Below are 26,545 nucleotides of genomic sequence, written 5' to 3' on the forward strand. Positions count from 1 at the left end.
ACGCAATGCTCAATATTAAATCGGCAATACGGACGACACAATGAAACAACACGAATCGGCGGATAATTCTCAAGGCCAACTCTTTATTGTACCTACTCCTATCGGAAATTTGGCTGATATTACCCAACGAGCGCTCGAAGTTTTACAAGCCGTTGATTTAATTGCCGCAGAAGATACCCGTCATACGGGATTATTGTTACAACACTTCGCGATCAGCGCGCGTTTGTTTGCACTGCATGACCACAATGAACAGCAAAAAGCTGAAACGCTGGTGGCGAAGCTCAAAGAAGGGCAAAACATTGCGCTGGTTTCCGATGCCGGAACACCGCTGATTAACGATCCGGGTTATCACCTGGTGCGGACCTGTCGTGAAGCGGGTATACGCGTTGTGCCGCTGCCTGGCCCTTGCGCTGCAATTGCCGCATTGAGCGCCGCCGGGCTGCCCTCTGACCGTTTTTGCTACGAAGGTTTTTTGCCCGCCAAATCCAAGGGCCGACGCGATGCGATGAAAGCCATTGAAGCGGAACCACGCACGCTGATTTTTTATGAATCCACGCATCGTCTGCTCGACAGCCTGGAAGATATGGTCGCCGTATGGGGAGAGTCCCGTTATGTGGTGCTGGCGCGCGAGTTAACCAAAACATGGGAAACCATTCACGGTGCGCCGGTGGGTGAACTGCTGGCGTGGGTAAAAGAAGATGAAAACCGCCGTAAAGGCGAAATGGTGCTGATTGTCGAGGGCCATAAAGCCCAAGAAAACGATCTTCCGGCCGACGCATTGCGTACGCTGGCGCTGTTACAGGCTGAATTACCGCTGAAAAAGGCCGCCGCGCTGGCTGCTGAAATCCACGGTGTGAAAAAGAATGCATTGTATAAGTATGCGCTGGAACAGCAAGGAGAGTAAGGGTGAGTGTCGGGCGGAACTGGCTTGGCTATTGAAACGCTGAGCCGCTACCCTCCTGAAGCACAAACCACGCTAATTTTGGATTTGCCATTGGATTATCTTTAATAAAAAGGCAGATAACGTTAATTATCTGCCAGGGATTATTAATATTACTTTTGCATCCGTTCTAATGCCTGTTCCAGCCAATACCGTTGGGTACCAAAATTGATTCGGATAAAGTGTTCACCATCCTGAACATAATGGCTACCATCTTCAATAATCACTCCGGCGTTGTGGGCAAAATGGTTCACTACCTCTGTCGCAGTATGTCCACTACCACTTACATCGATCCATGCGAGGTAGGATGACTCTGGGGTCATCATTTTCCAGTCAGGGTAATGAGTCTGGATTGCATCGGCGAGATAATGAGCGTTGCCGCGTAAATAAACGTTGAGTGCATCCAACCAGGGCAACCCTTGCTGGTAGGCCAGAATAATCCCCCACACGCCAAACATATTGGGGGAAGTGATGGAGTTTTTTTCCAGTTGTTGGCGAAAGCGATGTCGTAGAGTATCGTCCGGAATAATCGCGTAAGATGTTTTTAACCCTCCGAGGTTAAAAGCCTTATTTGGCGACGTTAGCAGAATAAGGTTGTCCTGTGCTGCTCCTCTGGAAGCCAGGCAACTGGTAAATTCCCCTTCCAGCAGGTGTTCTGCATGGACTTCATCTACGACCAAAATGACGCCATAGCGCTTGCATAAGTCTGATACTTGCCGAATCTCATTCAGCGTCCAGATGCGACCAGATGGATTATGTGGAGAACAGAAGAACCAGAGCTTAGGTTTGTGGTTCTTCAGTTGTTCTTCTACTAGCGCGAAATCCAGCTGGTAGCGGTTATTTTCAACGGTTAACGGATTCGCCAGCACCTGTACGCCTTGACGCTGAGTCGCCATTGCAAAAGGATCGTAAACGGGAGTGTTCATCATCACGCAGTCTCCGGTCTGGCAAAATGCCTGCACCATGTAATGCAGCGTGGAGACGGTACCATAGGTCAGGGTGATCCAGTCGCGTTCAATATTGACATGGTGACGATCGCGCTGGAACCCGATTACCGCATGGTAAAATTCATCAAAAGAGTACGTATATCCGAAGGTTCCATGCTGAACTATACGTTGGAAACCCTCAATCACCGCAGGGGGGGAAGTAAAATCCATATCTGCAATCCAGAGAGGAATAAAATCCTGCGGGACTGCCCCAAAGCGTGAGCAGACAAACTGGTGATCCCATTTGCGACACTTATCACTTTTACGCTCGATGATTTTATCGAAATCGAACATGTCTGACTCCCGTTAAATTAAGGCTTCAATGCCAGTTTTTACGCTTTGTACCTGCGGACCGATGATGACCTGTACACTATGTTGATCCAGCACGACGACAGAAAGTGCCCCCGCGCTCTTTAATGCCTGCTGATCGAGTTTTGACATATCTTTGACGACCAGGCGAAGACGGGTAATACAGTTATCTAATGATTCTATATTTTCCTTTCCGCCGAGGGCATTTAAAATAACCCCATGATCATATTTTGATTTACCTCTAGCTTTGGTATTCGCTACGACAGCTTGCGCTGTGCTATCAGATGAATCTTCGCGTCCCGGCGTTTTTATATCGTGTTTAATAATATACCAGCGGAATACAAAGAAATAGACTGCAAACCAAACAACACCAACAGGAAATAATAAATACCATTTGGTGGAAGTACCTTGCATTACACCAAATATAAGTAAATCCAGAATGCCACCGTCTGTATTACCTATTGTGACGCCCAGAATAGCCATTACCATTAATGCTAAACCAGACATAATAATATGGAATATATATAGTGCTGGTGCAATAAAAAGGAATAGGAACTCAATGGGTTCGGAGATGCCGGTGATAACAGAAACTAATACACCAGAAAGTAATAACCCTTTAATAATTGGCCGGTTTTCAGGTTTTGCTGTTCGGTAAATAGCAAAGGCAACAGCTGGCAAACCAAAAATAAATGTCGGCATAAAGCCTTGAGATAAGAATGCAGTTACATGTGGACTAAATGGAAGGCCCGCTTTGAGTTCGGCATAGAATATATTAAGTGCACCTGCAATTTCATGACCATTAACTATTTCAGTCCCGCCAGCGGGCGTGAAACGAACCATTGCCAACAAAATATGATGAAGGCCGAAAGGTTTGAGCAGCAGAACACCTACGCCATAAAGGAAGGGGCCAAAAACGCTGGTACTCTGAATAATATGCCCGATACCGGCTATCCCCATCGCAACATAGGTCCATAGTAAGGGGATGGCAAGGCCAACAATCGACAGGGCCAGAGAGGTGATGATGGGTACAAAGCGGATGCCGCTAAAGAAAGCAAAAGCATCATGTAATACCGTATCCTGAAAGCGTTCATGCAGAAAATAAGTAATTACACCTGCAATGATACCACCCAAAACACCCATCTCTAATGTCTGTATACCTAATACAACTGATTGCCCCACCTGTTTCATTGTCGCAGTATCAGCAAGTTGGTGGGTCACGGTTAGATAGTAGTTAATGCTCATATTCATCAGCATATAGCCGATAAAACCGGAATAAGCACCTACTGCTTTATTTCTTTTAGCCATGCCTAATGGAATAGCAATGGCAAACATAACGGGTAAATAAGTAAAGGCAAACCCACCGACCATGGCAATAAAGCCAAAAGTTAATTGTGTCAGTTCTCCCCCAAGAAAGGGAAAACTTTTAATCGTGGAGGGGCTGGTAATTGAACTCCCTATGCCTAATAACAGTCCCATAAAAGCCAATAACGATACGGGAAACATAAATGTCTTGCCAAGACTTTGAAAAAACTCCCATACTCGTGACTTAAAAGACTTTTCCTGTGTCATGTAGAGTACTCCATTATTTTTTTCAGTATAATCTGAAGGTCATGAATGTCTCATCATGACCTTTATAAATTGAGAGGTAAGTAGTAATTATTTTATTATTTTATTTCATTCGAGAATGGACGTTAACAGTGCAATACGGGTAGCAATTTTTCGTATGAACCACAAACGTTAATTTTACTGCGTACCACTTCTTTCATGGCATCCATACCGACTCGCATGTAGTAACGCGGATCGTTACCCTGCGGATTTTCAGCAAACCACGCTTTAACCGCATCGGCAAACGCGATTTTCAGTTCGGTGGCGACGTTCACTTTACACACACCCAGTTCAATGGTGCGGCGGACGTATTCGTCAGGAACGTCACTTGCGCCATGCAGTACCAGTGGGATATCGACCACTTCACGAATTTCTGCCAGACGCTTGAAATCGATTTTAGGGGTTTTGGTGTAGAGGCCGTGCGCGGTGCCGATAGCGACGGCGAGGCTGTCTACGCCAGTACGTTCGACAAAACGTTTTGCTTCCTGTGGGTCTGTCAGGAAAGCGCTCTCTGCATCAACGCTCATGTCATCCTCAACGCCGCCCAGACGACCTAATTCTGCTTCAACGCTGCAATCTTTGGCGTGGCAAAAATCCACGACGGACTTCACCAGCTTCACGTTTTCCTCAAACGGGAAGTGGCTGCCGTCGATCATTGCACTACGAACCCCTGCATTGACTTTACGGCGGATATCATCCAGCGATTCATGGTGATCGAGATGCAGCGCCAGGGGCATGTCGTAGGTTGTAGAGTAGGCGTTGCACAGCGCGTAGATCTCCTCCAGGGCAATGTGCTTAAAGGTGCCAGGCGTTCCGGCGAGGATCACTGGCGATCGCATTTCATTACACACTTCGAGGATCGCCTGGATCGTTTCGGCATTGTGAATATTAAAAGCAGGTACGGCGTAACCCTTTGCCTGAGCATCCTGCAGGAGATATTTCGTAGAAATAATGCTCATGATACGTTTCCTCTTAAGCCTGCCATGGGTGAATAACGACGCCTTGCACTACGCGATTAACCGTACCGCTGGCAGATGGTGTATCCGGTGTATTGCCGATATTGATGGATTGCGTAAGAGCGAATACCTGGGCATACATCAGGAAGCAGAACGCTAATTCCATATCGATGAACGTGCGTGAAGGTGGCAGCAGGATATGCGGACCTGCTTCAATGATGACATCGGTTTTCTCGGCAATGGCGACAACGCGTAGCGCCTGTTGATCGCGGCGCAACTCCGCCAGCAGATCGAGATCGTACTGACGCGTATAAGGATGGCTGGAGACAAATACCACCACTAACGTTTCGTTATCGACCAGTGATTTAGGGCCATGGCGAAAACCGGTTGGAGAGTCATAGAACGCAGCCAGTTTCCCTGCAGTCAGCTCCAGAACCTTCAGTGCAGATTCACGCGCTGCTCCCTGCAACCCGCCGCTGCCGAGGTAAACGATCCGTTTCCACGGTTCGTTGCCAAACACGCCGTGGCTGAAATCACCCAGTGATGTCAGGATCGCCTGACAACGATCGGCCACGTCGCGGAACGTCTGGCTGTTGATTTTCTGTGGTGCAAAGACCGCGAGGCAGCTGGCCATCATGGTGGTAATGCTGCTGGTCATCGCGAAACCACGATCGTGTGTCTCTGCTGGCATTAACAGGGCAAACGCGTTATCGCTATCGGCTGCGTTTTGGTACAGGCTGCCAGCTTCATTACAGGTTATTGGGAGGTGATAGCACTCAGGTACAAACTGATTCGCCAGCTCAACTGCCGCAACGCTCTCTGGGCTATTACCAGACCGGGCAAAAGAAACCAGCAGTAGCGGATGGGCAGGATTCAGATAATCCATCGGATTGGTAACCAGATCGGTTGTCGGCACGGCGCTGATATTTTTGCCAGTATGGCTTGCCAGCCAGGGGGCGATGATGTCGCCAATGAATGCTGAGGTTCCGGCCCCGGTCAGAACGATCCGCAGATCGCTTTTACGCAACAATGGTGCGAGAAAGCTGTCGATAGAGGATCTGATTTTTTCGATATTGCTGAGAGAGCGGATCCAACTGGTAGGCTGCTGACGGATCTCTTCTTCTGTCCAGGTGCCCGTTACCGCAGTAACAGGGGTGTAGGTTTCTGGCATAACTTAAGTCCTTAGTCTCGTAGATTCCACATAAAACGCTGGTGAAAATGTTGCTATCTTTCGTTTCGTTTCATTTGTTCATATGATCGATTGATTAAAATCTATATGAAAGAAATCGAAAGTTCAATGATGTAAAATGAAATAAAACGAAATTTGTGATCGCGAGAACGAAGGTTCTAACTATCTTGTTGATATATAAATAAGATATTTGATGTAGTGTGATTCAGTATTTTCTTAATCGAAAGGAAAAGAAAGGCCTTGCGGTGTTTAACCGAAGGCCAATAGCATGCAATATGAAAGGTCTAGAGAGGGAATGTGCGACCCTGGATCCAGATTTGCTGTAAATGTAGTCCGCCATTAAGAGCAATAATGCTGGCATGCTTGCCAGTCTTTAACGATCCTAACTGGTGATCAATACCTAACAAGCGTGCAGGATGCAGTGAAGCCATATGGATAGCATCTTCTGGCGTGCTTCCGGTTAATTCGACCATATTGCGAACGGCCGTATCAACGGACAACGTGCTGCCTGCCAAACCACCAGAAGCGGTTCGCACGATACCGTCGCGCATTTCTACCTTTTCGCCACAGAGCGTATAGCGTCCATCGGGCATACCGGCGGCCTGCATCGCGTCGGTAATCAGCACCACCCGATCTTTTGCACAGTTGCAGCATAGCGTCATGGCTGCCGGGTGAACGTGGTGTCCGTCGGCGATAAGCTCCAGCCAGGCGCGAGGGTCGGTTAACCCTGTGCCAACCATACCGGGTTCACGGTGATGTAGGCCGGTCATACCGTTGTAGCAGTGTACTAACCCGCTTGCACCTGCATCAAAGGCGGCGCGTGTTTGTTCCCAGGAGGCTGCGCTATGGCCCAGCATCACCCTGACATTCTGTTGCCTGAGGTGTTGAATAGCCTGCAGTGCACCGGGTTTTTCTGGTGCCAGCGCAACCACGCGCAACGTCTGTTGGGAAATCGCGATCAGTTCATCCAGCTCGCTGAGCTCCAGTTCCCTGAAAAGCTCAGGTGGATGTGCGCCTTTGTTCTGTGGCGTGAAATACGGCCCCTCTAGATAGCTGCCCAGTACTTGCGCTCCGGGACCACCTGAATGACAGCGGTGGGCAATGCGTTTCAGCGCTCCATGAATCTCCTGTAATGGAGCGGTGACGGTAGTGGGTAGCCAGCTGGCCACCCCTTCACGCGCTTTGTGCATCGCCAGCTTGTCGAGCGTGTCCTCTGCTTCATCCATGACATCAACACCCCCACCGCCGTGGACATGGGTGTCGATATAAGCAGGGCACAGCAGTTCGGCATCGCGACCCATCACGCCAGAGGGGATAGGCTCAATCGCCGCGATTACGCCTTCTTCTATACGTAATTGATGATCGTCCAGCCAGCCCTGTTCAGTCAGTAGACGTCTGGCGCGCAGCAGTTGTGTCATATCCCTTCCTCAACGGGGTTTTCTTCGTGACAACGTCCCAGTTCATCGACCAGGCTGGTCAGGCCACGATGCCCGCACTCCAGAGCTTGCAAACGAAATTCTTCACTGCTCAAACCTTCACGCTCCAACGCCATCTCCAGCAGCAGCTGCAGATTGGTGCCGGTGATCACTTCAGTTCCTTGCTTTTGCATGGCCAGCGTAGAAGCGACGCGAAATGGCGTCCCGCCCAGTAGGTCAGTCAGAAACACAATGTCTTCCTGAGCATCCAGTTGACTCACTGCCTGCTCGAGTTGTGAAGTGAGCAAGGCGGTCGTTGACGTTTCTGGAAAGTCGATGGCGATAAACTGCGATTGCTCTCCCAGAATCTGTTTCATCGCCTTTTCCATTCCGCTGGCAAACCCGCCATGCCCCGTCAAAATAATACCTAACATCTACAGCCCCTTGTATTTACAGGAAATGACAGAATTTACCGACCACGCCGAGTACCACGGTAATGGCAATAAGGCGCAGAGGGCTCCAGCCACGACGGACCAACCAGAACATGGTTAATGTGTAGACCAGCGGCAGAAAAGCCGGCATCAGCTTGTCGATAACGTCTGTTTGCAGTTTCACAACCGCATCGCCAGCAGTGATTTCCAGCGTAGTGCTCAGGCGAACATAGGTCGCAACCAGCGCACCAATCACCGTCATGCCAACGATAGAGGCAGCGTGCCCAACTTTCTTGGTATTGGCTTTAATTAGAGGGATGGCCGCGACGCCCATCCGATAAGCGTAGTGTGCCAGACCAAAGCGCAGGCCCAGGTGAACCACGTTGAAAAATACGATAAACACAACGGCGCCAAGAATTGAACCTTGCAAAGCGAGGCTGGCCCCGATCCCCCCACAAATGGGTAGCAGCGTTAACCAGAACATCGCATCACCAATGCCGCCGAGCGGTGCGCCCACGGCAATCTTGGTACTTTGAATACTGTTCACGTCCTGCTTGGAGCGTTCCATCGCGAGGATGATGCCAATGACAAATGTCACCAGAAACGGATGGGTATTGAAGAAACCCATATGGCCTTTCATTGAACGCGCGAGGTCGCGTTTATTGGTGTGAATTTTTTTCAGTGCGGGCAACAGGCCGTACAACCATCCTGATGCCTGCATACGTTCATAGTTAAAGGATGCCTGTAACAGCATGGAACGCCAGGCTACGCGGTTAATGTCTTTTTTCGTCAGCTCGGCACCGATGCTCTGGTCTTCATAGATGTTTTCATTGGTGCCGGTAAGCAGCGTATCTTCAGTGTCGGAAACGTTCGGCAGAGTCGTTTGGTTAGATTCCATCTTCGAATTCCTCTTTTTGTTCTGCAGGGGCCGTAGGTTCAGGTGATTTACGCAGAAAATCGATCAGTGCCATTGCCAATGCGGCAGCAGCGATAGCCAGTACAGGGAGCTTGAGCCAGGCTGCGGCAACAAAACCCAGGATGAAGTAGGGGATGTAGACGTTTTTCATCATGATTTTCAGCAGTACGGCAAAACCGATTGCTGGCATAATGCCGCCGGCGACGCCAAGGCCATCAATCAGGCGGGTTGGCAGCACGTCAATGGCGGTTTTGGCATGTTCTGCACCAAAGTAAATCGGCAGGAAGGCGCATAAGAAGTAGAACGTCCCCAACGCCAGTAACGCCAGATAGTTCACTCGCTCAATTCCGGCTGTATCGGCATTCGCCGCCATCCGATCGCAGCGAGCCATAACCCCTGACATCACGGAGAACAGGAAGGTAATGCCCATCTGAACCGCCACGGCGAACGGCACCGCTACGCCGACGGCGACCTCTGGTTTTACACCAGTGGTAATGGCAAATGTTGTCCCGACAATGGTTCCGATGATGACGTTCGGTGGTTGAGCTCCTGCCAGCGGGGCCAGACCCATCCAGACCAGCTCCAGCGTACCACCGGTTAAAATGCCGGTATGCAGATCGCCCAGTATCAGCCCGACCAGAGGTCCAAGAACCACCGGGCGGTGCATATGCGTTAACCCGTTGAACATATCCAGGCCTGCGATAAAGGCGAGAATACCCAACGCAAAAGCCTGCAACAGACTAATTTCCATTGTGAATTCCTCAGAGAAGTTTAAAGAGGTCCTGGGCTGGTTCGGTTGGAACGCCCTGAACGAAGCATTCCACACCGGCGGCTTTCAGCCCGTTAAACGCCGTAATATCGTTAGCGTCAACAGAAACGGTTTTAGCGATTTGCTGCTTGCCGTTGGCGTAGTGCATATTGCCAACGTTGATACGCTCAACAGGAACGCCGCCTTCAACCAGCCGGAAAAAATCCGCTGGCGATTTGCAGACCAGGAGAATTTTCTGTCGATCGGCGGCCCGATGAATATTGTCGATCACCTTTTGCAGTGACCAGAAACGCACGGCGATCCCTTCCGCGAGCACCATTTCCATCAGGTTTTGCTGAACCTGATCTTCAGCGACCTCATCATTGGCAACCAGAACCAGATTTGCCCCCGCAAATCCGACCCATTGCACACCGACCTGACCGTGAATCAAACGTTCGTCAATGCGACTTAATACAATGTTTGGCATAGTGTTTTTCTCTTTCTTTTTATGCGTTATGGGATGATGTGCCCAGGCCGGCACAGTGGTATTGCTGCAGTATGTCCTGAATATGATTAATGATGAGTTCTCGTGGTGTGGCGTTGAGATCTCCCTCGCGCACTTTTACGTACTGCAAAGGTAAGTACTGGCTGATGAGTGGCAGTGGAATAGGATCGTCCGCCAGGTTGCGAACCAGTCGGTCAAATGCCTCATCAATCTGGCTGTCCGGCCAATAGTAACGAACCCGATCGGAGTAGCTATAACCACGCGCCAGACGGCGTGCGTTGCCATCTCCGTGGTAATGGCTCTGCCAGTATTCCGGGCGATCAAGCATCACGCTTTCCAGAACATGGCGCAGACCTGAACAGGCTTTCGCTGGCAGTAATTCTTCTTCAATAGCGGCCAGTGAGAACAACGCTTCACGCAGGGCGAAGGTCAGGGCTGGGCCAACTTTCAGGATCGCAAAGTGGTCTTTGACCAACTGACGCAGCGACTGTGGTGTTTGATAATCCGTGGAATGCGCTTCAAAGACTAATGTGTCGTAGGCTTCTACCATCTTGCTCAAGGCGACAGCTTTTTGTGGCTGATAATCAATGATATGTGTGTGGTCAAACTCAACGCCGGGCTGCACCACTAGCGCGATAATGCGTGGCCAGATAGCGTCCAGCCCCTGTTTTTCGAACGCATGATGGTGAGCTTCCAGCGTGGCGCGTGCGGCGTCAGGCGTAGTGACCTCCAACTCCGTTAACGTTTCGTGGGCACCGCCAGGAACCGGAACCTCCGTACCAATCACGTAAACCAGATCAGACTCGCCAAAATGTATCGTACAGGTTTCTTCGGCGACCCTTGCCAGACGGGCAGCGCGCTCAGCGACGATGGCATCCGTTAATGGAACAGGATCGCCCTTGCAGGACATGCTGCAATCCAGGTGGATTTTTTTAAATCCTGCCGCCACGTAGCTTTTGATGAGATCGTCGGCATTGGCCATTGCCTGCTCTGCAGGCTGGTTTTGCCAGCGATTAGGGCCAAGATGGTCTCCGCCCAGAATCAATTGATCGTGGGGAAAATTAAACGAGTCGGCCAGACTGTAGACAAAACTGCGAAAATCAGCTGGCGTCATACCCGTATAACCGCCAAACTGGTCAACCTGATTGGAGGTTGCTTCAATCAGCAGCGGTGTCTGGTTTACGTGGGCATAACGTATTGCGGATTCCAGAACCAGTGGGTGCGCGGAACAAACGGCGTAAATCCCGTTTGCCTTCCCCCGTTTGTGCAGCTCCACCATTGTAGTTAGATGTTTCACTTTCCTCTCCAGGTCAGATGGCAACAACATTAATCTTTCGTTTTGTTTCATTTGATACTGCTTCATGTCGCTATAAAAATAAAACGAAAGATACTTGTTTTCCGATCTGTTTCACAAAAGAAACATAATGAAAGGTTTCAGCGGTGATGCTACCGATAACTGAACCGGTTGTGGCGCTTGCATTCCGGTAAAAGAAAGGCGTTAATAGGTAAAACGAAATGAAACGAAAGAATTAACTAAAGGATCTCTTATGAGCAATACCGATTCTGCAAGTAAGCGGGTGACAGGTACCAGCGAGCGGCGTGAGCAGATCATCCAGCGGTTGCGGCAGCAAGGAAGCGTGCAGGTGAACGATCTTTCTGTTTTGTTCGGCGTCTCTACGGTGACGATCCGCAACGATTTGGCTTTTCTGGAAAAGCAGGGTATTGCCGTTCGAGCTTATGGTGGTGCCTTGATCTGCGATAGCAACACGCCGGGTGCTGAACCTTCAGTTGAAGACAAAAGCTCACTGAATACCGCGGTAAAACGCAGCATTGCCAGAGCCGCTTCTGAACTGATCAAGCCAGGGCATCGTGTAATTCTTGATTCTGGCACCACAACCTATGAAATTGCCCGTCTGATGCGACAGCATACTGATGTGATTGCGATGACCAACGGTATGAACGTCGCCAATGCCTTGCTGGAAGCAGAGGGTGTTGAATTGCTGATGACCGGCGGGCATCTGCGTCGCCAGTCGCTGTCTTTTTATGGCGATCAGGCCGAGCAGTCTTTGCAGAATTACCACTTCGATATGTTGTTTCTCGGCGTCGATGCTATTGATTTAGAACGCGGCGTCAGCACGCACAATGAAGACGAGGCTAGGCTTAACCGTCGGATGTGTGAAGTGGCTGAGCGGATTATCGTGGTGACTGATTCCAGTAAGTTCAATCGATCCAGTCTGCATAAGATCATTGATACACAACGTATTCATACCATTATTGTTGATGAAGGTATTCCAGCGGAATGTCTGCAAGAATTACACCGTTGCGGTGTCGAAGTGATCATTGTTCAGGAATGACGCCCTGCTGTTAAAATTCAGAAATGTGATTTCCTTCAATTAAACAGAAATAAAAAATAAGCGGGCATTTTATGAGGGTCCGCTTTCGTTTTTCCGCCTCTTTCTACCACATCATTTAATCTACTCCTTTTCATTCTTTCGCTTTTTGCCTTTTCGGTTTGTCTACAATGAAAGAAAAATCCTGTTTTTTTTCGAAAATCAACGCTGGAATAGTGTTCACAAATTCACCTTATGGCTTCTGATGTAATATATTCAAAACAAAACGAAAGTGCTAAAGCGCTAAAACATAACAACATGAATATTTGATGGAGCAATAAAAATGCTGGATAACTTAAGACGTCGCGAACAGATTATCGATCTACTGTGCGATCAGGGCAGTGTTCGTGTGGAGCCACTCAGCGTCCATTTTGGTGTGTCATCTGTCACGATCCGCAACGACTTGCGTTATCTGGAGCAGAAAGGGTGCGTCATGCGATCTTATGGCGGTGCGGTATTAAATCAGCACTTTGCGCTTGATCGCCCATTGCAGGATAAAGATCGACTCAATCGCGATGTGAAATCACGAATTGCGGAGAAGGCTGCCAGCTTTGTGAAAGATGGCGATACGTTAATTCTTGATTCTGGTTCGACGACCACGCTGATTCCCCCGCTGCTCAAAAATCGCCGCGATCTGGTGGTGATGACCAATGCGCTTAACATAGCCTGGGAACTCGCGAATTTTGAACGTGTGGATGTCATGATTCTGGGCGGAAATGTCAGACAAAGCGTGTATTCACTGTATGGGCCTTCGGCTGAGCACCAGCTCAGACAATATCGGTTTGATAAACTGTTTTTAGGTGTGGATGGATTCTGTCTGGAGGCGGGGATCACCACGCCACATCCGGGTGAAGCACATCTCAATCAGGTGATGTGTCAGGTTGCACAGGAAGTTACTGTGGTGGCAGATTCCAGCAAGTTCGGGCGCAAAAGTTTTTGCATGATTAGCGAAATCAGTGGGATTGATCGGGTCATTACCGACAGTGGTATTCCGGAGCATTACCATCGGACCTTGACCCAACTCGGTATTGATGTGGTGATTGCCGACGAATAAGAGTCTGGCGAGACGTGCTCGCCAGCTCTGTTTTAGTGGACTGGCGTTACTTGCTCCACCAGTAACAATGCTGCGCCACGTACGCCGCTCGATGCGCCATGGATGGCCGGGAACACGCGGGCAGGCTCTAACCCTGGGAAAAGATAACGCGACATGGCGGTTGGCAATAACGTATAGATTTCCTCAATATTGGAAACGCCGCCGCCGAGAACAAAAGCATCAACATCCAGGATCAGCTGCAATTGTGCCAGCGTGCAGCCCAGCATATCTATCCACGCCTCAACGGTTGTTACCGCACTGGCGTTGCCATCGCGATACTGCTCCAGCAGGGTCTCCATTTTGAGCTGCTTGCCGCTGAAGTGTTTGTGCAACCAGAGTAGGCCAGGACCGGATTGATAACGTTCCAGGCACCCTTGTAGGCCACAGCCGCACTTCAGTTCAGGTAGGTGATACCGACGCATAAACGTTGCTGGCAGCGGTAAATGACCAAACTCACTGGCCATTCGATTACGACCCCGATACAGCTGACCGTCGATGACAAGCCCGCCTCCCATACCGGTACCAATGATGGCTCCAAAAATTCTGGAGAACTGACGAGCCTGCTGGGTATGGGCTTCCGACAGTGCGAAGCAGCAACAGTCATTGTCCAGCTCAACCGTTCGGTTGAGCCGGTGGGCCAGGTCATCCATCACCTGACGCCCTGTCAGGCAGGGGACGTTAGATGACAGCAGTTTTCCGGTATGTCTGTCCATCAATCCAGGCATGCCGATGCCAATTTTACCCTGCGAGCCCGTTGCCCAGTCGGCGGTATCAATAAGAGAGGTAAAAGTCGAAAGAAAGAGTTCATAATCCTGAACCGGCGTGGCAACGCGCTTGCGCCAGCAAACCTGCATTTCCTTATCAAAGGCGACAATTTCAGTTTTTGTTCCGCCAATATCAACACCGTAAAACATGCCTCATCTCCTCCGGCTTTACAGCTTCACCAGACAGTTTTCCTTGCGTGCGCGCTCTGCGGCAAAGACCATTAAGTGGCTTTCCAGTGACTCATCCGGGCCGGAGAGGATCATGCTCTGATCTTCCGCCATCACTGCGTGGATAAAGCGATCCATCAGATAGTAGTCACCGCCACCATGGCCCCCCATCTGCGTTTGCGTCCCTTCGGCGATCTCCTCGATTTCATGGACAGTTTCTCTGTCGGTCAGGAAATCAAACACCCGAATCTGCTCGCCATCCCCTTCCAGATAGCCTCTCGTACCAAACAGACGCGTTTTTCTGTCTTCCATTTTGGTAAACGCGGTCATGGTAAATGTCACAGTCTGCTGGTGTGCAAAACGCAGATTAACGACCTGGTGATCTACGACGTCGTTATCACAGCGATAGACACAGCGACCGTAGGGTCCTTCGCGCAATGCTTGACGGACATTCTCTTCGCTGGGATCGGCGGTCAGTACGCGACGGAAGTGTGGGGTACATTTGTGATTTTCACCCAGATAAATTTTGCAAGCGGACCAGGGACACGTTGTCTCAACCTGGCAATCGAGGCAGCGATCTGCCGCTCCTGCCGGTTGGTTTTCTTTCACGAAATGGCTCAGGCTGCCAAACGAACCTACATCCCGGCAGTTGTCGCTCATGATGTAGCGGATCCAGTCCATATCGTGACAGGATTTTTGCAGCAGCATAAACGAGGATTCTGCCTCGTTACGCCAGTTACCGCGCACGAAGGAGTGGGCCTGATGCCAGTAACCAACCGGTTCGAGGTGTTGCATGCTGACAATGTCGCCAATCGCACCGTCATCGAGCAGGGATTTCAGTTTTTGCGTATAGCGTGTGTAACGCAGAACATGGGCGACGGCCAGCAGGACGTTATTGCGTTTGACGGCATCAATGATGATGCGACAATCTTCAGGCGTCGGGGCAAGTGGTTTTTCCAGCAAGATATGGTAGCCAAGGTTGGCAAACGCCACGGCGGGATCTTTGTGCATATTGTCTTGCGTACAAATAAGCACTACGTCAGCCATTTTGGGCTGGGATGCGGCTTCTTGCCAGTCGCAAAATACGTTATTTTGGTCAATGTTGTGCTGCGCCACAAATTGTTGGCGATAAGCTTCTCTGGGCTCAGCAACGCCGATTACCTGCATTCTGTCTGGATGCTCAAGTGCATAGCGTGAATATATTTCACCGCGTGCACCAGCCCCTACCACTAAAACGGTCACTTTATTCGCACACATATAAACCTCTCATTTTGTACCCAGTCCGCAATGCGGTCAGGCTAAATTCTCTTCATGTTGCTTATCAAATAAAAAGGCGGCTTCAAGATTAAATTTAACGTTGATAGATTCGCCTGGCAGAGGGTTCCAGTCCGGTGAGGAATTCATTCGCAAAATCATATGTTGCTCACCAATATCAAAATGCAGGAGATCTTCATTACCCATTCTTTCGACGTTGGTAATTTTTGCGTTGAATGCAGAATTATCATTCTGTGGCGCTAACTGAATAGCCTCCGGACGGATGCCAAACCAGACGCTGGTATGCGGATATTGCTCCAGCAGACCAGACAGTCGCGTATTCAATGGCAGGATCAGATTTTCAGCCAGGTGGAGTCCCCGACCTCCGGATTCGACATTGAGAAGCAAAATATTCATTGCGGGATTACCAATAAAACCGGCCACGAATTTATTCTTAGGATGGTGGTAAATATTACCGGGAGTATCGACCTGCATAATTCGGCCACCGTTGAGTACGCAAATTCGATCCCCCATAGTCATTGCTTCAATTTGATCGTGGGTGACATACACCATGGTTGCACTGACGCCTTCATTACGTAACTGACGATGCAATTCCGTGAGGCGCACACGCATGGAAACGCGTAGTTTGGCATCAAGATTGGACAGCGGTTCATCAAATAAAAATACCTCAGGCTTGCGCACAATGGCTCTGCCAACGGCAACGCGCTGGCATTGTCCACCTGAAAGCTGCCCAGGTTTTTTATCCAGTAGCGTTTCGATTTCCAGCTTGTGTGCCGCTTCACGTACTCGCGCATCAATTTCCTGCTTATTCATTTTGCCCTGCAGACTGAACGCCATATTTTTATAAATCGTCATATGGGGATAGAGGGCATAGTTCTGGAAGACCATTGCTACACCGCGTTCTTTCGGCAGCAGATCGTTCACGCAGCGTTTCCCGATGGCGATATGACCCTGCGTGATCTCTTCCAGGCCGGCGATCATGCGCAGCAGCGTTGATTTTGCGCAACCGGATGGCCCAACAAAAACCATAAATTCGCCATCGTGAATTTCAAGGTCAACACCGTGAATCGCCTGAAAGCCATTGGGATAGACTTTACTTACCGCCTGTAACTGAATGCCTGACATAGCACTGCCCCTTATCCTTTAATTCCGGCACCTGCGATGCCGCGAATAAAATAGCGCTGGAAGAAAATATAAAGTAACAACATAGGGATAATCGCTAACAACGCACCCGCCATTAACATTGGATATTCCACGCCGGAGCGGCCGGAAAGTGAGGCCAGTCCTACCGGTAGCGTCATTTTATCCATCGAGGTATTGACGATCAGTGGCCACATCAAATTATTCCAGCTCCATAATCCGTTAATAATGACGCAGGCAATCAGTCCTGGTTTTATTAACGGCAGCATAATTTTGAAAAATATCGTCAGATGGTTATAGCCATCCATGATGGCAGCTTCTTCAAGTTCTTTCGGTACGGACAGAAAAAACTGGCGTAATAAAAAAGCACTATAAATACTGAATAACCCAGGAAGCACCAATCCTGGAATAGAGTTCAGCAAACCCATTTTCTCAATGGTTAAAAACTGCGGGATTAAAAAGATCTGCCCGGGCACCATCAGTATGGAAATGCACAACATGAACAAGACGTCACGGCCTTTAAAGCGTAGGCGCGAGAAACCATACGCCGCCATGGCGGCAATCAGCGTCTGTAAAACGACGATCACCAGCGTGGAGACGATCGAGTTCACGTAAAAACTGCCAAAGGGCATTTCATTTAAGATTTTGTAGTAAGCCTGAAACCCAGGACTGGCGGGCAGCAGGACCGGAGGAAAGGCGATACTTTCTGCCTGGGTTTTAAAAGAGGTGACGATCATCCAGATAAAGGGAACCACCGTGACCAGTGTCGCCAGGGTCATCAGTCCGTAAATAAGCCATTTTTCACGTTTTGTCATAAACATAGCGGTGCCTTACTGTGCTTTAAGCCGTTTGCCGAGCCATACCTGCAGCAAGGTCAGTACCATCGTGATCACAAATATCACTACGGCAATGGCTGAGGCATACCCTTTCTCATGGTAGATAAAGGCGTATTTGTAGAAGAGATAGGCGATAGTCATCGTCTGATCGTCAACCATGGACGAGCTGCCAAACAGCAGGTACACGACATCGAAAATTTGCAGCGTTTCGATAAACGAAATCACCAGAACGAAAAACAGCGTCGGGATCATCAACGGTAAGGTGATAGACCAGAATCCGCGTAATTTACTAATGCCGTCCAGGGACATTGCTTCATAAATCTGTTTGGGGATCCCCTGTAGCCCAGCGAGCAGAATGATCATCTTTAGCGCAATCGCCGACCAGATAATGACCAGCGAGGCGCTCAGACGAACGACCTCCGGATCGGATAACCAACCAATGGCAGGAATATCGAAGAAGGCCAGAATCTGATTAATTAAACCGAAGTTACGATTCATCAGCCATTGCCAGACCATGGCTATAGCCGCAGGCATAGTGACAGCTGGCAGAAACAGCAATGTTCGAAACAACCACTGACCGCGTATAGCCTGATTCAGGCCAATGGCGAGCAGTAATGACAGTACCGTGATAATCGGTACGCAAATAAAGACATAGGCCAGCGTGTTATATATTGCCGCACGAAACTCATCATCACTGAATAAATTAATATAGTTATCTAAGCTTAGCGTCGTCCAGATTTGAAATTCACCAAGGTCGGTGAAACTATAAAAAACGTTCTGAAAGAATGGTGTAAAGTAGAAAATGATTAATCCCGTCAGCAGGGGAAGAATCATTATCCAACCCCAAAATCGTTCCTCTTTCTCCAGCTTCGAAAGTTTTTTTCTCCGTACTTCCCTGGCCGGTAATTGCGGGGATGCAGCTTCATCTGAATAGCTCATACAGACTCCGGGATGCTCACTTTACAATAAAAAATATGGCTAAAGGTGAGAGGGAGCAGTGCTCCCTCAGGATTACTTCTGCATTTCACGTTCAACACGTTTTGCGACACTTGGCATGACTTTCTCCGGGTCATTACCCGTCCAGACTTTTTTTAACCCATCATTCAAGATGCTATTCCATTTAGCCGTATTTGAGCCTGCTGTTGGATATTTATGCGAAAAGGCCAGTGAGTCGATATAGGCGGAAACGTCAAGACCTTTAAAGCCTTCAGCCCACTCTTTAGCCACTTTTTGGTTAGCAGGAATAACAATTTTCCCTGTCGCCAGCGTTTTTTGCGCATGTTCAGAGCTCATAAACTCAATGAATTTCCAGGCTGCATCCTTATGCTGGCTTTTGGCTGACATGGCAAAGGCCAGACTATGAGATACGCCAGCCTGTTCTGCCATTTTGGGCATTGGAACTACACCAATATGATCTTTAATCAATTCGTTTTGCGAGAATGGCAGTGCCCACCATGATCCTGCATAGACCATGGCGACTCGGTTGGACTGGAAGACATCTGATGCTTCCATTTCACCTGGAGGCTGGATCAGGTCAGCATTCAGCATACCTTGGACATCGCGATACATCGCAATTGCTTTTTCATTGGCAACGTCAGTTTTGCCGTCCGGCAGGACTATCTTATCCCCGGCCTGTAATAGCAGGTTAAAGTAGCTGTCCTGTCCACTACTGAATTCCATGGCTAGCGGATAAGACTGCTTATCCAGCTCTTTACGCAGTTGCTCTGTTTTTTGTTTTAAATCGTCCCATGTCCAGTTTTTATCTGGATAGGTAACGCCAGCTTGATCGAAAAGTTTTTTGTTGTACCAGACGGCAATGGCGTCAATATCACGAGGAATGGCATACTGTTGAGACTGGTATTGATAGGCATCAACCGAGCTTTTAACAAAGTCATCAAGATTGGGTGATGACTTATCTTTTAAATATCCGCTCAGTGGCTCAAGCATACCGTTCTTAACGTATTGCTGGAAATTAGGCATATTCATCCAGAATACATCTGGAGCCACATTTCCACCCACCGCCGAGCTCAGTTTTATAAAATACTGATCGTAAGGGGTTAACTCAATTTCAACTTTAATATCGGGGTTGTTTTTTTCGAACTCATTAACCAGTTGTTGTTCGCCGGGAAGCTGATTTCGGTCCCACAGCGTGTAGCGTAATTTAACAGGCTTAGTGTCAGCCTGGCCTTCAGCGCTCGCGACGACAGGTGTAGCCATTACACATGAAATAAGGCACGCCAATACGATGTTATTTTTATTCAGGGTAGACATAACTTCCCTCTTTATTCAGGTCAGAATGCTTGGGAGGTAAATTACAGGAGCCATTGAATAATCTGTATAACCAGTGGGAAAGTCAAAGGGGCAAAAAAGAGGGGATTATCATATAAAAACAGGAGCATCTTTCGGTAGGTTTCTCTTTTATCAAAACGAAAGTACGATATCAATCGACGTTAATAACATTTCCTTTTATTTCATGCAGTTAGAAAAATTTTTTGCTATAGAATCGAAAAAAAGAGGGGAGAAAAAAAACCGTTGAAAATGCGAAGGTTATCACTTTATCTCTTCATGAACAGAGAAGAGAAACGGGGATAAATCCCCGTTTCGTTTTTGGCTTTCGCTTCGAAAATCAGGTTACCGGCGCGGGGTTAAACACTGCCAGCTGGTTATGCAGCCCCCACTGATCCGAGAAGGTTTTCTTACGCCCGCTGGCGACGTCGAGAATAAATTCGAACAGCTTCAGGCCCACCTCTTCGATGGTTTCTTCTCCGGTGGCGATGGTCCCGGCGTTGATGTCCATCAGGTCAAACCAACGATTAGCCAGTTCGGTGCGGGTCGCCATTTTAATTACCGGTACTGCCATCAGGCCGTACGGCGTGCCGCGACCGGTGGTGAACACCTGCACGGTGATCCCGGAAGCCACCTGTTGCGTACCGCAGACAAAATCGCTGGCAGGCGTTGCGGCATAAATCAGGCCGCGTTTGGTGGGGCGCTGACCTGGCGACAACACTTCCACAATCGCACTTTTGCCTGATTTCGCAATGGAACCCAGCGCTTTTTCGACCACGTTCGCCAGACCTCCTTTTTTATTGCCCGGAGAAGGGTTAGCACTGCGGTCAGTTTTGCCCATATCAAGATAGTTATCGTACCAGGCCATCTCCTCCAGCAGACGTTTGCCCACTTCTTCGTTGATCGCGCGCGGGGTCAGGAGGTGGATCGCATCACGCACTTCGGTCACTTCTGAGAACATGACGGTTGCGCCGCAGCGTACCAGCAGATCGGAGGCGTAGCCTACCGCCGGGTTGGCCGTTACGCCGGAAAACGCATCGCTGCCTCCGCATTGCATCCCAACCACCAGTTCAGATGCTGGACAGGTTTCACGCTGGCGCAGATTGAGTTTCGCCAGATGACGCTCGGCGACCTGCAAAATGTCATCAATCATGGATTTAAAGCCAACGTGTTTTTCATCCTGTAGGCTGACGATACTGGCGCTGTCCACCGGAATACTTTTTACATCATGAGTACCTTCCAGCAGTCGCTCCGGCTGGAGCTTTTCGCAGCCCAGGCCGATAACCATCACTTCGCCGCCGAAGTTCGGGTTCAGGGCGATGTTGTGAATAGTTCTAATGGGCACAATGGCTGCTGGCGCGTTGATCGCTACACCGCAACCATATAAATGGTTCAGACCCACAACACCGTCTACGTTCGGGTATTTTGGCAGCAGATCGCGCTCAATAATTTTCACCACATAATCCACAACGCCTGCCACACAGTGCACGCTGGTGGAGATGCCGAGCAGGTTCTTGGTGCCGACGCTACCGTCTGCATTGCGGTAGCCTTCGAAGGTGTAACCTTCAAGAGGTGGAAGTGGCTCTGGTACTTTGGTTGCCAGCGGCAGTGTCTCCAGTGGCGGGGCTTTGGGCAGCTCAACCATCGACTCATCAATCCAGCTACCGCGTGCGATGTCGCGAACGGCATAGCCGATCACTTCGCCATAGCGCACAATTTCACCGTGAACAGCAATATCCGTGAGCGCCACTTTATGACCCTGGGGAATATGTTCAATCAGCGTCAGTCCGTCCGGGAAACGCGTCCCGGCTTTCAGACCATTGTCATTGACAATAATCGCCACATTATCCGTGTCGTGTACTTTAATATAAAACGCCGTAGGCGATTCTTGCCTAATTTCGATGTCGGCCATTGTCCAGTATTCTCCAGCCAGGTGGTGATAATAGTGCGAATATGTATATTGAATCTAATTATAAGTAATAAAGACTCTTTGTCGTTAAATAAGAATGTCAGGAGTTTAATTTGAAGAATGTGACCAGGATCACTTAACATCAGGAAAGCCTTGCCATCGGGGATAGCAATACGTAAATGTGTGCATTAGCGCCCATGATTATGTGCATATGACCAAAATAATCTTTTAACAGTATGTCTTAAATGAGCTTTTGCACAATGATTAACAACGCGCAGCTGATTATACTGAATCACGGTTTTATAGCGTCTGATAAATTATCGTATATCTTTTTATCGGTAATTCATCACCACGAATACCCACCAAATAATAATAAAATGTTTTTATGTACCCGAGGTAAATAGAATGATGTTGGATACGGTAGTAGAGGAAAAGAAAGGTACGCATACCAGATATTTAATATTGCTGATAATATTTATTGTTACAGCCGTTAACTATGCGGATCGTGCGACGCTATCTATTGCTGGTACCGAAGTGGCAAAAGAGTTGCAGTTAAGCGCCATATCCATGGGTTATATTTTCTCCGCCTTCGGCTGGGCCTATTTGTTGATGCAAATCCCCGGCGGCTGGCTGCTTGATAAGTTTGGTTCGAAGAAAGTCTACACCTACAGTCTGTTCTTCTGGTCGTTGTTTACCTTCCTGCAGGGCTTTGTGGACATGTTCCCACTGGCCTGGGCAGGGATATCAATGTTTATCATGCGTTTCATGCTTGGTTTTTCTGAAGCGCCTTCTTTCCCGGCTAACGCCCGTATTGTTGCGGCCTGGTTCCCGACTAAAGAACGTGGCACGGCATCGGCGATTTTTAACTCGGCGCAGTATTTCTCTCTGGCGCTATTCTCGCCATTGTTAGGTTGGTTGACCTTCGCCTGGGGCTGGGAACATGTTTTTACCGTGATGGGTGTGATTGGTTTTGTCCTGACCGGGCTGTGGGTCAAGCTTATCCATAATCCAACTGATCATCCGCGTATGTCGCAAGAAGAGCTGAAGTTTATCTCTGATAACGGCGCGGTAGTGGATATGGACCACAAGAAGCCTGGCACTGCGGCTGCGAGTGGCCCGAAATTGCACTATATCAAGCAACTGCTGACCAATCGCATGATGCTGGGGGTGTTCTTCGGACAGTACTTTATCAACACCATCACCTGGTTCTTCCTGACCTGGTTCCCGATTTACCTGGTGCAGGAAAAAGGCATGTCGATTCTGAAAGTCGGTCTGGTTGCCTCTATTCCGGCGCTTTGCGGGTTTGCTGGCGGCGTACTGGGCGGAGTGTTCTCTGATTATCTGATTAAACGTGGTTTCAGTATCACTCTGGCACGTAAGCTGCCGATTGTGCTCGGAATGCTGCTGGCTTCGACCATTATTCTGTGTAATTACACTGATAATACCGTCCTGGTCGTTGCATTGATGGCGCTGGCGTTCTTTGGTAAAGGCTTTGGCGCTCTGGGGTGGCCGGTGATTTCCGATACTGCACCAAAAGAGATTGTTGGCCTGTGCGGTGGAGTCTTTAACGTATTTGGTAATGTCGCTTCTATCGTAACCCCTCTGGTAATTGGGTATCTGGTGAGCGAGTTGCACTCATTTAATGCTGCGCTGATGTTTGTAGGGTGTTCGGCGCTGATGGCGATGGTTTGCTACCTGTTTATTGTCGGTGACATTAAACGTATGGAATTGCAGAAATAAACAAAGGTATAGGCGATGAATAACACAATCTTCCCGAACAAGTTTAAAGCGGCCCTGGCGGCGCAACAAATTCAGATTGGCTGCTGGTCCGCGCTGGCTAGTCCCATCAGCACCGAAGTATTAGGTCTGGCTGGTTTTGACTGGCTGGTACTGGACGGTGAACATGCGCCAAACGATGTTTCGACGTTTATTCCGCAACTGATGGCGCTGAAAGGCAGTTCCAGCGCGCCGGTAGTGCGCGTACCGACCAACGAGCCGGTGATCATTAAGCGTCTGCTGGATATCGGGTTCTATAACTTCCTGATCCCGTTTGTGGAGACGGAAGAAGAAGCCGTCAGCGCGGTGGCGTCTACCCGCTATCCGCCAGAAGGTATTCGCGGTGTATCCGTTTCTCACCGTGCCAATATGTTCGGCACCGTACCGGACTACTTTGCGCAGTCGAATAAGAACATCACCATTATCGTACAGATCGAAAGTCAGCAGGGTGTTGATAACGTTGATGCTATCGCTGCAACTGAAGGTGTTGACGGTATTTTTGTTGGCCCAAGCGATCTGGCTGCTGCGTTAGGGCATCTGGGCAATGCGTCCCACCCCGATGTGCAGAAGGCTATCCAGCACATTTTTTCCCGCGCTAAAGCGCACGGTAAGCCAAGCGGTATTCTGGCACCGGTAGAAGCGGATGCCCGTCGTTATCTGGACTGGGGCGCAACGTTTGTTGCCGTGGGCAGCGATCTCGGCGTGTTCCGTTCTGCCACGCAGAAACTGGCTGATTCCTTTAAGAAATAACCACCATCGACAGTATAGAGAGATAAATATATGACAATGAAAGTTGGTTTTATTGGCCTCGGTATTATGGGTAAACCAATGAGTAAAAACCTCCTCAAGGCAGGTTACTCGTTGGTGGTTGCTGACCGTAACCCTGAAGCGATTGCGGAAGTCATTGCCGCAGGCGCAGAAACCGCTACCACGGCGAAAGCCATTGCTGAACAGTGCGATGTGATCATCACCATGCTGCCAAACTCGCCGCACGTGAAAGAGGTAGCGTTGGGTGAAGGCGGCATTATTGAAGGTGCTAAGCCGGGGACTGTGCTGATCGACATGAGCTCTATCGCACCGTTAGCAAGTCGTGAAATCAGCGAAGCGCTGAAAGCGAAAGGCGTAGATATGCTGGATGCGCCGGTCAGCGGTGGTGAACCGAAAGCGATTGATGGCACGCTGTCAGTGATGGTCGGCGGTGATAGAGCGATTTTCGATAAATATTACGATCTGCTGAAAGCGATGGCGGGTTCTGTGGTGCATACCGGTGACATCGGTGCGGGTAACGTAACCAAGCTGGCAAACCAGGTTATTGTGGCGCTGAACATCGCCGCTATGTCTGAAGCACTGACGCTGGCGACCAAAGCAGGCGTTAACCCGGATCTGGTATACCAGGCCATCCGTGGCGGTCTTGCCGGGAGTACCGTGCTGGATGCTAAAGCACCGATGGTAATGGACAGAAACTTTAAACCAGGCTTCCGTATTGATCTGCATATAAAAGATCTGGCGAATGCACTGGACACCTCCCATGGTGTGGGCGCCCAACTGCCGCTAACTGCTGCAGTCATGGAGATGATGCAGGCGCTACGTGCAGATGGGCTGGGCACTGCTGATCATAGTGCTCTTGCATGCTATTACGAAAAACTGGCGAAAGTGGAAGTCACTCGCTAACAAGAAGGGCGCCTTCTCGCGCCCTGTAATTCTTGCCTTGCGCGGCACTGTCAGGCTACATAACTATGAAAATCGTAATTGCCCCAGACTCTTATAAAGAAAGCCTCTCCGCCATTGAGGTCGCTCAGGCGATAGAAAAAGGATTTCGGGAAATCTTTCCCGATGCGCAATATGTTTCAGTTCCCGTTGCCGATGGTGGTGAAGGGACGGTTGAAGCCATGATTGCCGCCACCCATGGGACTAAACATTCAGCCCTGGTGACTGGCCCGCTGGGCGAAAAAGTGAATGCCTGCTGGGGCATGTCCGGGGATGGTAAAACTGCTTTTATCGAAATGGCGGCAGCCAGTGGGCTGGCTCTGGTTCCTCCTGAAAAACGCAATCCATTAGTGACTACATCGCGTGGCACTGGAGAATTGATTCTGCAAGCACTGGAAAGCGGCGCGAAAAGCATCATTATTGGCATTGGCGGCAGTGCAACCAATGACGGTGGAGCGGGCATGGTGCAGGCTCTGGGGGCAAAACTGTGCGATGCCAATGGGACTGAAATTGGCTACGGCGGCGGTTGCCTGAATAGCCTGAACAGCATTGATATTACAGGATTGGATCCGCGATTAAAAAACTGTTCTATCCGTGTTGCCTGTGATGTGACTAACCCTCTGACCGGTGACAAGGGTGCTTCCCGTATTTTTGGCCCTCAAAAAGGGGCAACCGAGGAACGTATTATTGAGCTGGACCGTAATCTTTCTCACTATGCCGATATCATTAAAAAATCGCTGCGAGTGGATGTGAAGAACGTTCCTGGTTCAGGGGCTGCGGGGGGGATGGGGGCGGCATTAACGGCATTTTTAGGTGCAGAGCTGCGCAGCGGTATTGAGATTGTTACCCAGGCCCTCAATCTGGAAGAACATATTCACGACTGTACTCTGGTGGTCACAGGAGAAGGCCGTATCGACAGCCAGAGTGTTCACGGAAAGGTACCGGTTGGTGTGGCCAGTGTGGCGAAGAAGTACCACAAACCAGTAATTGGTATTGCGGGCAGCCTGACGCGGGATGTAGGCGTCGTACATCAATATGGTATCGATGCGGTATTTAGTGTATTGACCAGCATAGGTACGCTGGAAGAGGCATTTCGCGGAGCATTTGACAATATTTATCGGGCGTCACGAAACATCGCAGCTACGCTGGCGATAGGAATGCGTAGTGCGGGGTGACATTGGCCCGCAAACCCTCTATACTG

24 protein-coding genes are annotated in these 26,545 nt (G+C 49.4%); 7 read left to right on the forward strand and 17 right to left on the reverse strand.

The window, feature by feature from the left end; translation table 11 throughout:
- Nucleotides 1-40 precede the first annotated feature (40 nt).
- Nucleotides 41-904, forward strand: coding sequence for a 16S rRNA (cytidine(1402)-2'-O)-methyltransferase (rsmI, locus tag LG384_RS20305; RefSeq protein WP_135324196.1), 864 nt, complete (start codon nt 41-43; stop codon nt 902-904).
- A gap of 149 nt (nt 905-1,053) precedes the next feature.
- Here rsmI and LG384_RS20310 read toward each other — a convergent pair whose 3' ends face one another.
- The 10 genes from LG384_RS20310 to kbaZ form a co-directional block, all read right to left on the reverse strand.
- A complete protein-coding gene (locus LG384_RS20310) occupies nt 1,054-2,220 on the reverse strand; it encodes a MalY/PatB family protein (protein WP_225761418.1) in 1,167 nt (388 codons plus the stop codon).
- A 12-nt stretch (nt 2,221-2,232) separates the two neighbouring features.
- On the reverse strand, nt 2,233-3,804 hold the full coding sequence (gene malX, locus LG384_RS20315) for a maltose/glucose-specific PTS transporter subunit IIBC (protein WP_225761419.1): 1,572 nt from the start codon (nt 3,802-3,804) through the stop codon (nt 2,233-2,235).
- Between the two features lie 122 nt (nt 3,805-3,926).
- Nucleotides 3,927-4,799: a tagatose-bisphosphate aldolase subunit KbaY gene (kbaY, locus tag LG384_RS20320; RefSeq protein ID WP_225761420.1), complete on the reverse strand. Its 873-nt coding sequence runs from the start codon at nt 4,797-4,799 to the stop codon at nt 3,927-3,929.
- Nucleotides 4,800-4,812: 13 nt separating this feature from the next.
- Nucleotides 4,813-5,967, reverse strand: a complete 1,155-nt coding sequence (locus LG384_RS20325) for an AgaS family sugar isomerase (RefSeq protein ID WP_135324202.1) — start codon at nt 5,965-5,967, stop codon at nt 4,813-4,815.
- Nucleotides 5,968-6,269: 302 nt separating this feature from the next.
- Nucleotides 6,270-7,403 carry an N-acetylglucosamine-6-phosphate deacetylase gene (nagA, locus tag LG384_RS20330; protein ID WP_225761421.1) on the reverse strand — a complete coding sequence of 378 codons (1,134 nt, stop codon included), beginning with the start codon at nt 7,401-7,403 and terminating at the stop codon, nt 6,270-6,272.
- Entirely contained in the window at nt 7,400-7,834 is a 435-nt protein-coding gene (agaF, locus tag LG384_RS20335; protein ID WP_135324204.1) for a PTS galactosamine/N-acetylgalactosamine transporter subunit IIA, read from the reverse strand. Before agaF ends, nagA begins: the two co-directional genes overlap by 4 nt.
- 16 nt (nt 7,835-7,850) lie before the next feature.
- On the reverse strand, nt 7,851-8,729 hold the full coding sequence (gene agaE, locus LG384_RS20340; RefSeq protein ID WP_135324205.1) for a PTS N-acetylgalactosamine transporter subunit IID: 879 nt from the start codon (nt 8,727-8,729) through the stop codon (nt 7,851-7,853).
- Entirely contained in the window at nt 8,719-9,498 is a 780-nt protein-coding gene (agaW, locus tag LG384_RS20345) for a PTS N-acetylgalactosamine transporter subunit IIC (protein WP_135324206.1), read from the reverse strand. Before agaW ends, agaE begins: the two co-directional genes overlap by 11 nt.
- Nucleotides 9,499-9,508: 10 nt before the next feature.
- On the reverse strand, nt 9,509-9,982 hold the full coding sequence (agaV, locus tag LG384_RS20350; RefSeq protein ID WP_135324207.1) for a PTS N-acetylgalactosamine transporter subunit IIB: 474 nt from the start codon (nt 9,980-9,982) through the stop codon (nt 9,509-9,511).
- A 19-nt stretch (nt 9,983-10,001) separates the two neighbouring features.
- A complete protein-coding gene (kbaZ, locus tag LG384_RS20355) occupies nt 10,002-11,327 on the reverse strand; it encodes a tagatose-bisphosphate aldolase subunit KbaZ (protein WP_225761602.1) in 1,326 nt (441 codons plus the stop codon).
- A 220-nt stretch (nt 11,328-11,547) separates the two neighbouring features.
- On the opposite strand from kbaZ, the gene LG384_RS20360 reads away from it, so the two are divergent.
- Together LG384_RS20360 and agaR are read left to right on the forward strand one after the other, a co-directional pair.
- Nucleotides 11,548-12,354, forward strand: coding sequence for a DeoR family transcriptional regulator (locus tag LG384_RS20360; protein ID WP_225761422.1), 807 nt, complete (start codon nt 11,548-11,550; stop codon nt 12,352-12,354).
- A gap of 319 nt (nt 12,355-12,673) precedes the next feature.
- Entirely contained in the window at nt 12,674-13,444 is a 771-nt protein-coding gene (agaR, locus tag LG384_RS20365) for a transcriptional repressor AgaR (RefSeq protein WP_135324209.1), read from the forward strand.
- A 32-nt stretch (nt 13,445-13,476) separates the two neighbouring features.
- Here the strand turns inward: agaR and LG384_RS20370 are convergent, their stop codons facing one another.
- The 7 genes from LG384_RS20370 to garD form a co-directional block, all read right to left on the reverse strand.
- Nucleotides 13,477-14,397 (reverse strand): ROK family protein, encoded by a 921-nt coding sequence (locus LG384_RS20370; protein ID WP_135324210.1) that lies wholly within the window; start codon nt 14,395-14,397, stop codon nt 13,477-13,479.
- Between the two features lie 18 nt (nt 14,398-14,415).
- Complete coding sequence (locus tag LG384_RS20375; protein WP_135324211.1) at nt 14,416-15,672, reverse strand: Gfo/Idh/MocA family protein; 1,257 nt, start codon at nt 15,670-15,672, stop codon at nt 14,416-14,418.
- A gap of 36 nt (nt 15,673-15,708) precedes the next feature.
- Nucleotides 15,709-16,815 carry an ABC transporter ATP-binding protein gene (locus LG384_RS20380; RefSeq protein WP_225761423.1) on the reverse strand — a complete coding sequence of 369 codons (1,107 nt, stop codon included), beginning with the start codon at nt 16,813-16,815 and terminating at the stop codon, nt 15,709-15,711.
- Between the two features lie 11 nt (nt 16,816-16,826).
- Nucleotides 16,827-17,651, reverse strand: a complete 825-nt coding sequence (locus LG384_RS20385) for a carbohydrate ABC transporter permease (RefSeq protein WP_225761424.1) — start codon at nt 17,649-17,651, stop codon at nt 16,827-16,829.
- 9 nt (nt 17,652-17,660) lie between these two features.
- Nucleotides 17,661-18,605, reverse strand: coding sequence for a carbohydrate ABC transporter permease (locus LG384_RS20390; protein WP_225761425.1), 945 nt, complete (start codon nt 18,603-18,605; stop codon nt 17,661-17,663).
- 72 nt (nt 18,606-18,677) lie between these two features.
- The gene (locus LG384_RS20395; protein WP_225761426.1) at nt 18,678-19,937 is read right to left on the reverse strand and encodes a sugar ABC transporter substrate-binding protein; all 1,260 of its coding nucleotides are present in this window, start codon (nt 19,935-19,937) and stop codon (nt 18,678-18,680) included.
- 355 nt (nt 19,938-20,292) lie between these two features.
- Nucleotides 20,293-21,864, reverse strand: coding sequence for a galactarate dehydratase (gene garD, locus LG384_RS20400; RefSeq protein ID WP_045447938.1), 1,572 nt, complete (start codon nt 21,862-21,864; stop codon nt 20,293-20,295).
- Nucleotides 21,865-22,266: 402 nt separating this feature from the next.
- Here garD and garP point away from each other — a divergent pair, with 402 nt between their 5' ends.
- The 4 genes from garP to garK all read left to right on the forward strand — a co-directional run bounded on the left by garP (nt 22,267) and on the right by garK (nt 26,519).
- Nucleotides 22,267-23,601, forward strand: a complete 1,335-nt coding sequence (gene garP, locus LG384_RS20405) for a galactarate/glucarate/glycerate transporter GarP (protein ID WP_045447935.1) — start codon at nt 22,267-22,269, stop codon at nt 23,599-23,601.
- Nucleotides 23,602-23,616: 15 nt separating this feature from the next.
- Nucleotides 23,617-24,387: a 2-dehydro-3-deoxyglucarate aldolase gene (gene garL, locus LG384_RS20410; RefSeq protein ID WP_048220501.1), complete on the forward strand. Its 771-nt coding sequence runs from the start codon at nt 23,617-23,619 to the stop codon at nt 24,385-24,387.
- Between the two features lie 30 nt (nt 24,388-24,417).
- The gene (gene garR / locus LG384_RS20415) at nt 24,418-25,308 is read left to right on the forward strand and encodes a 2-hydroxy-3-oxopropionate reductase (RefSeq protein WP_225761427.1); all 891 of its coding nucleotides are present in this window, start codon (nt 24,418-24,420) and stop codon (nt 25,306-25,308) included.
- 65 nt (nt 25,309-25,373) lie between these two features.
- Nucleotides 25,374-26,519, forward strand: a complete 1,146-nt coding sequence (gene garK / locus LG384_RS20420) for a glycerate 2-kinase (RefSeq protein ID WP_225761428.1) — start codon at nt 25,374-25,376, stop codon at nt 26,517-26,519.
- Nucleotides 26,520-26,545 lie beyond the last annotated feature (26 nt).

It is taken from the genome of Citrobacter sp. Marseille-Q3906, assembly GCF_916618775.1.
Classification (GTDB): domain Bacteria; phylum Pseudomonadota; class Gammaproteobacteria; order Enterobacterales; family Enterobacteriaceae; genus Citrobacter; species Citrobacter murliniae.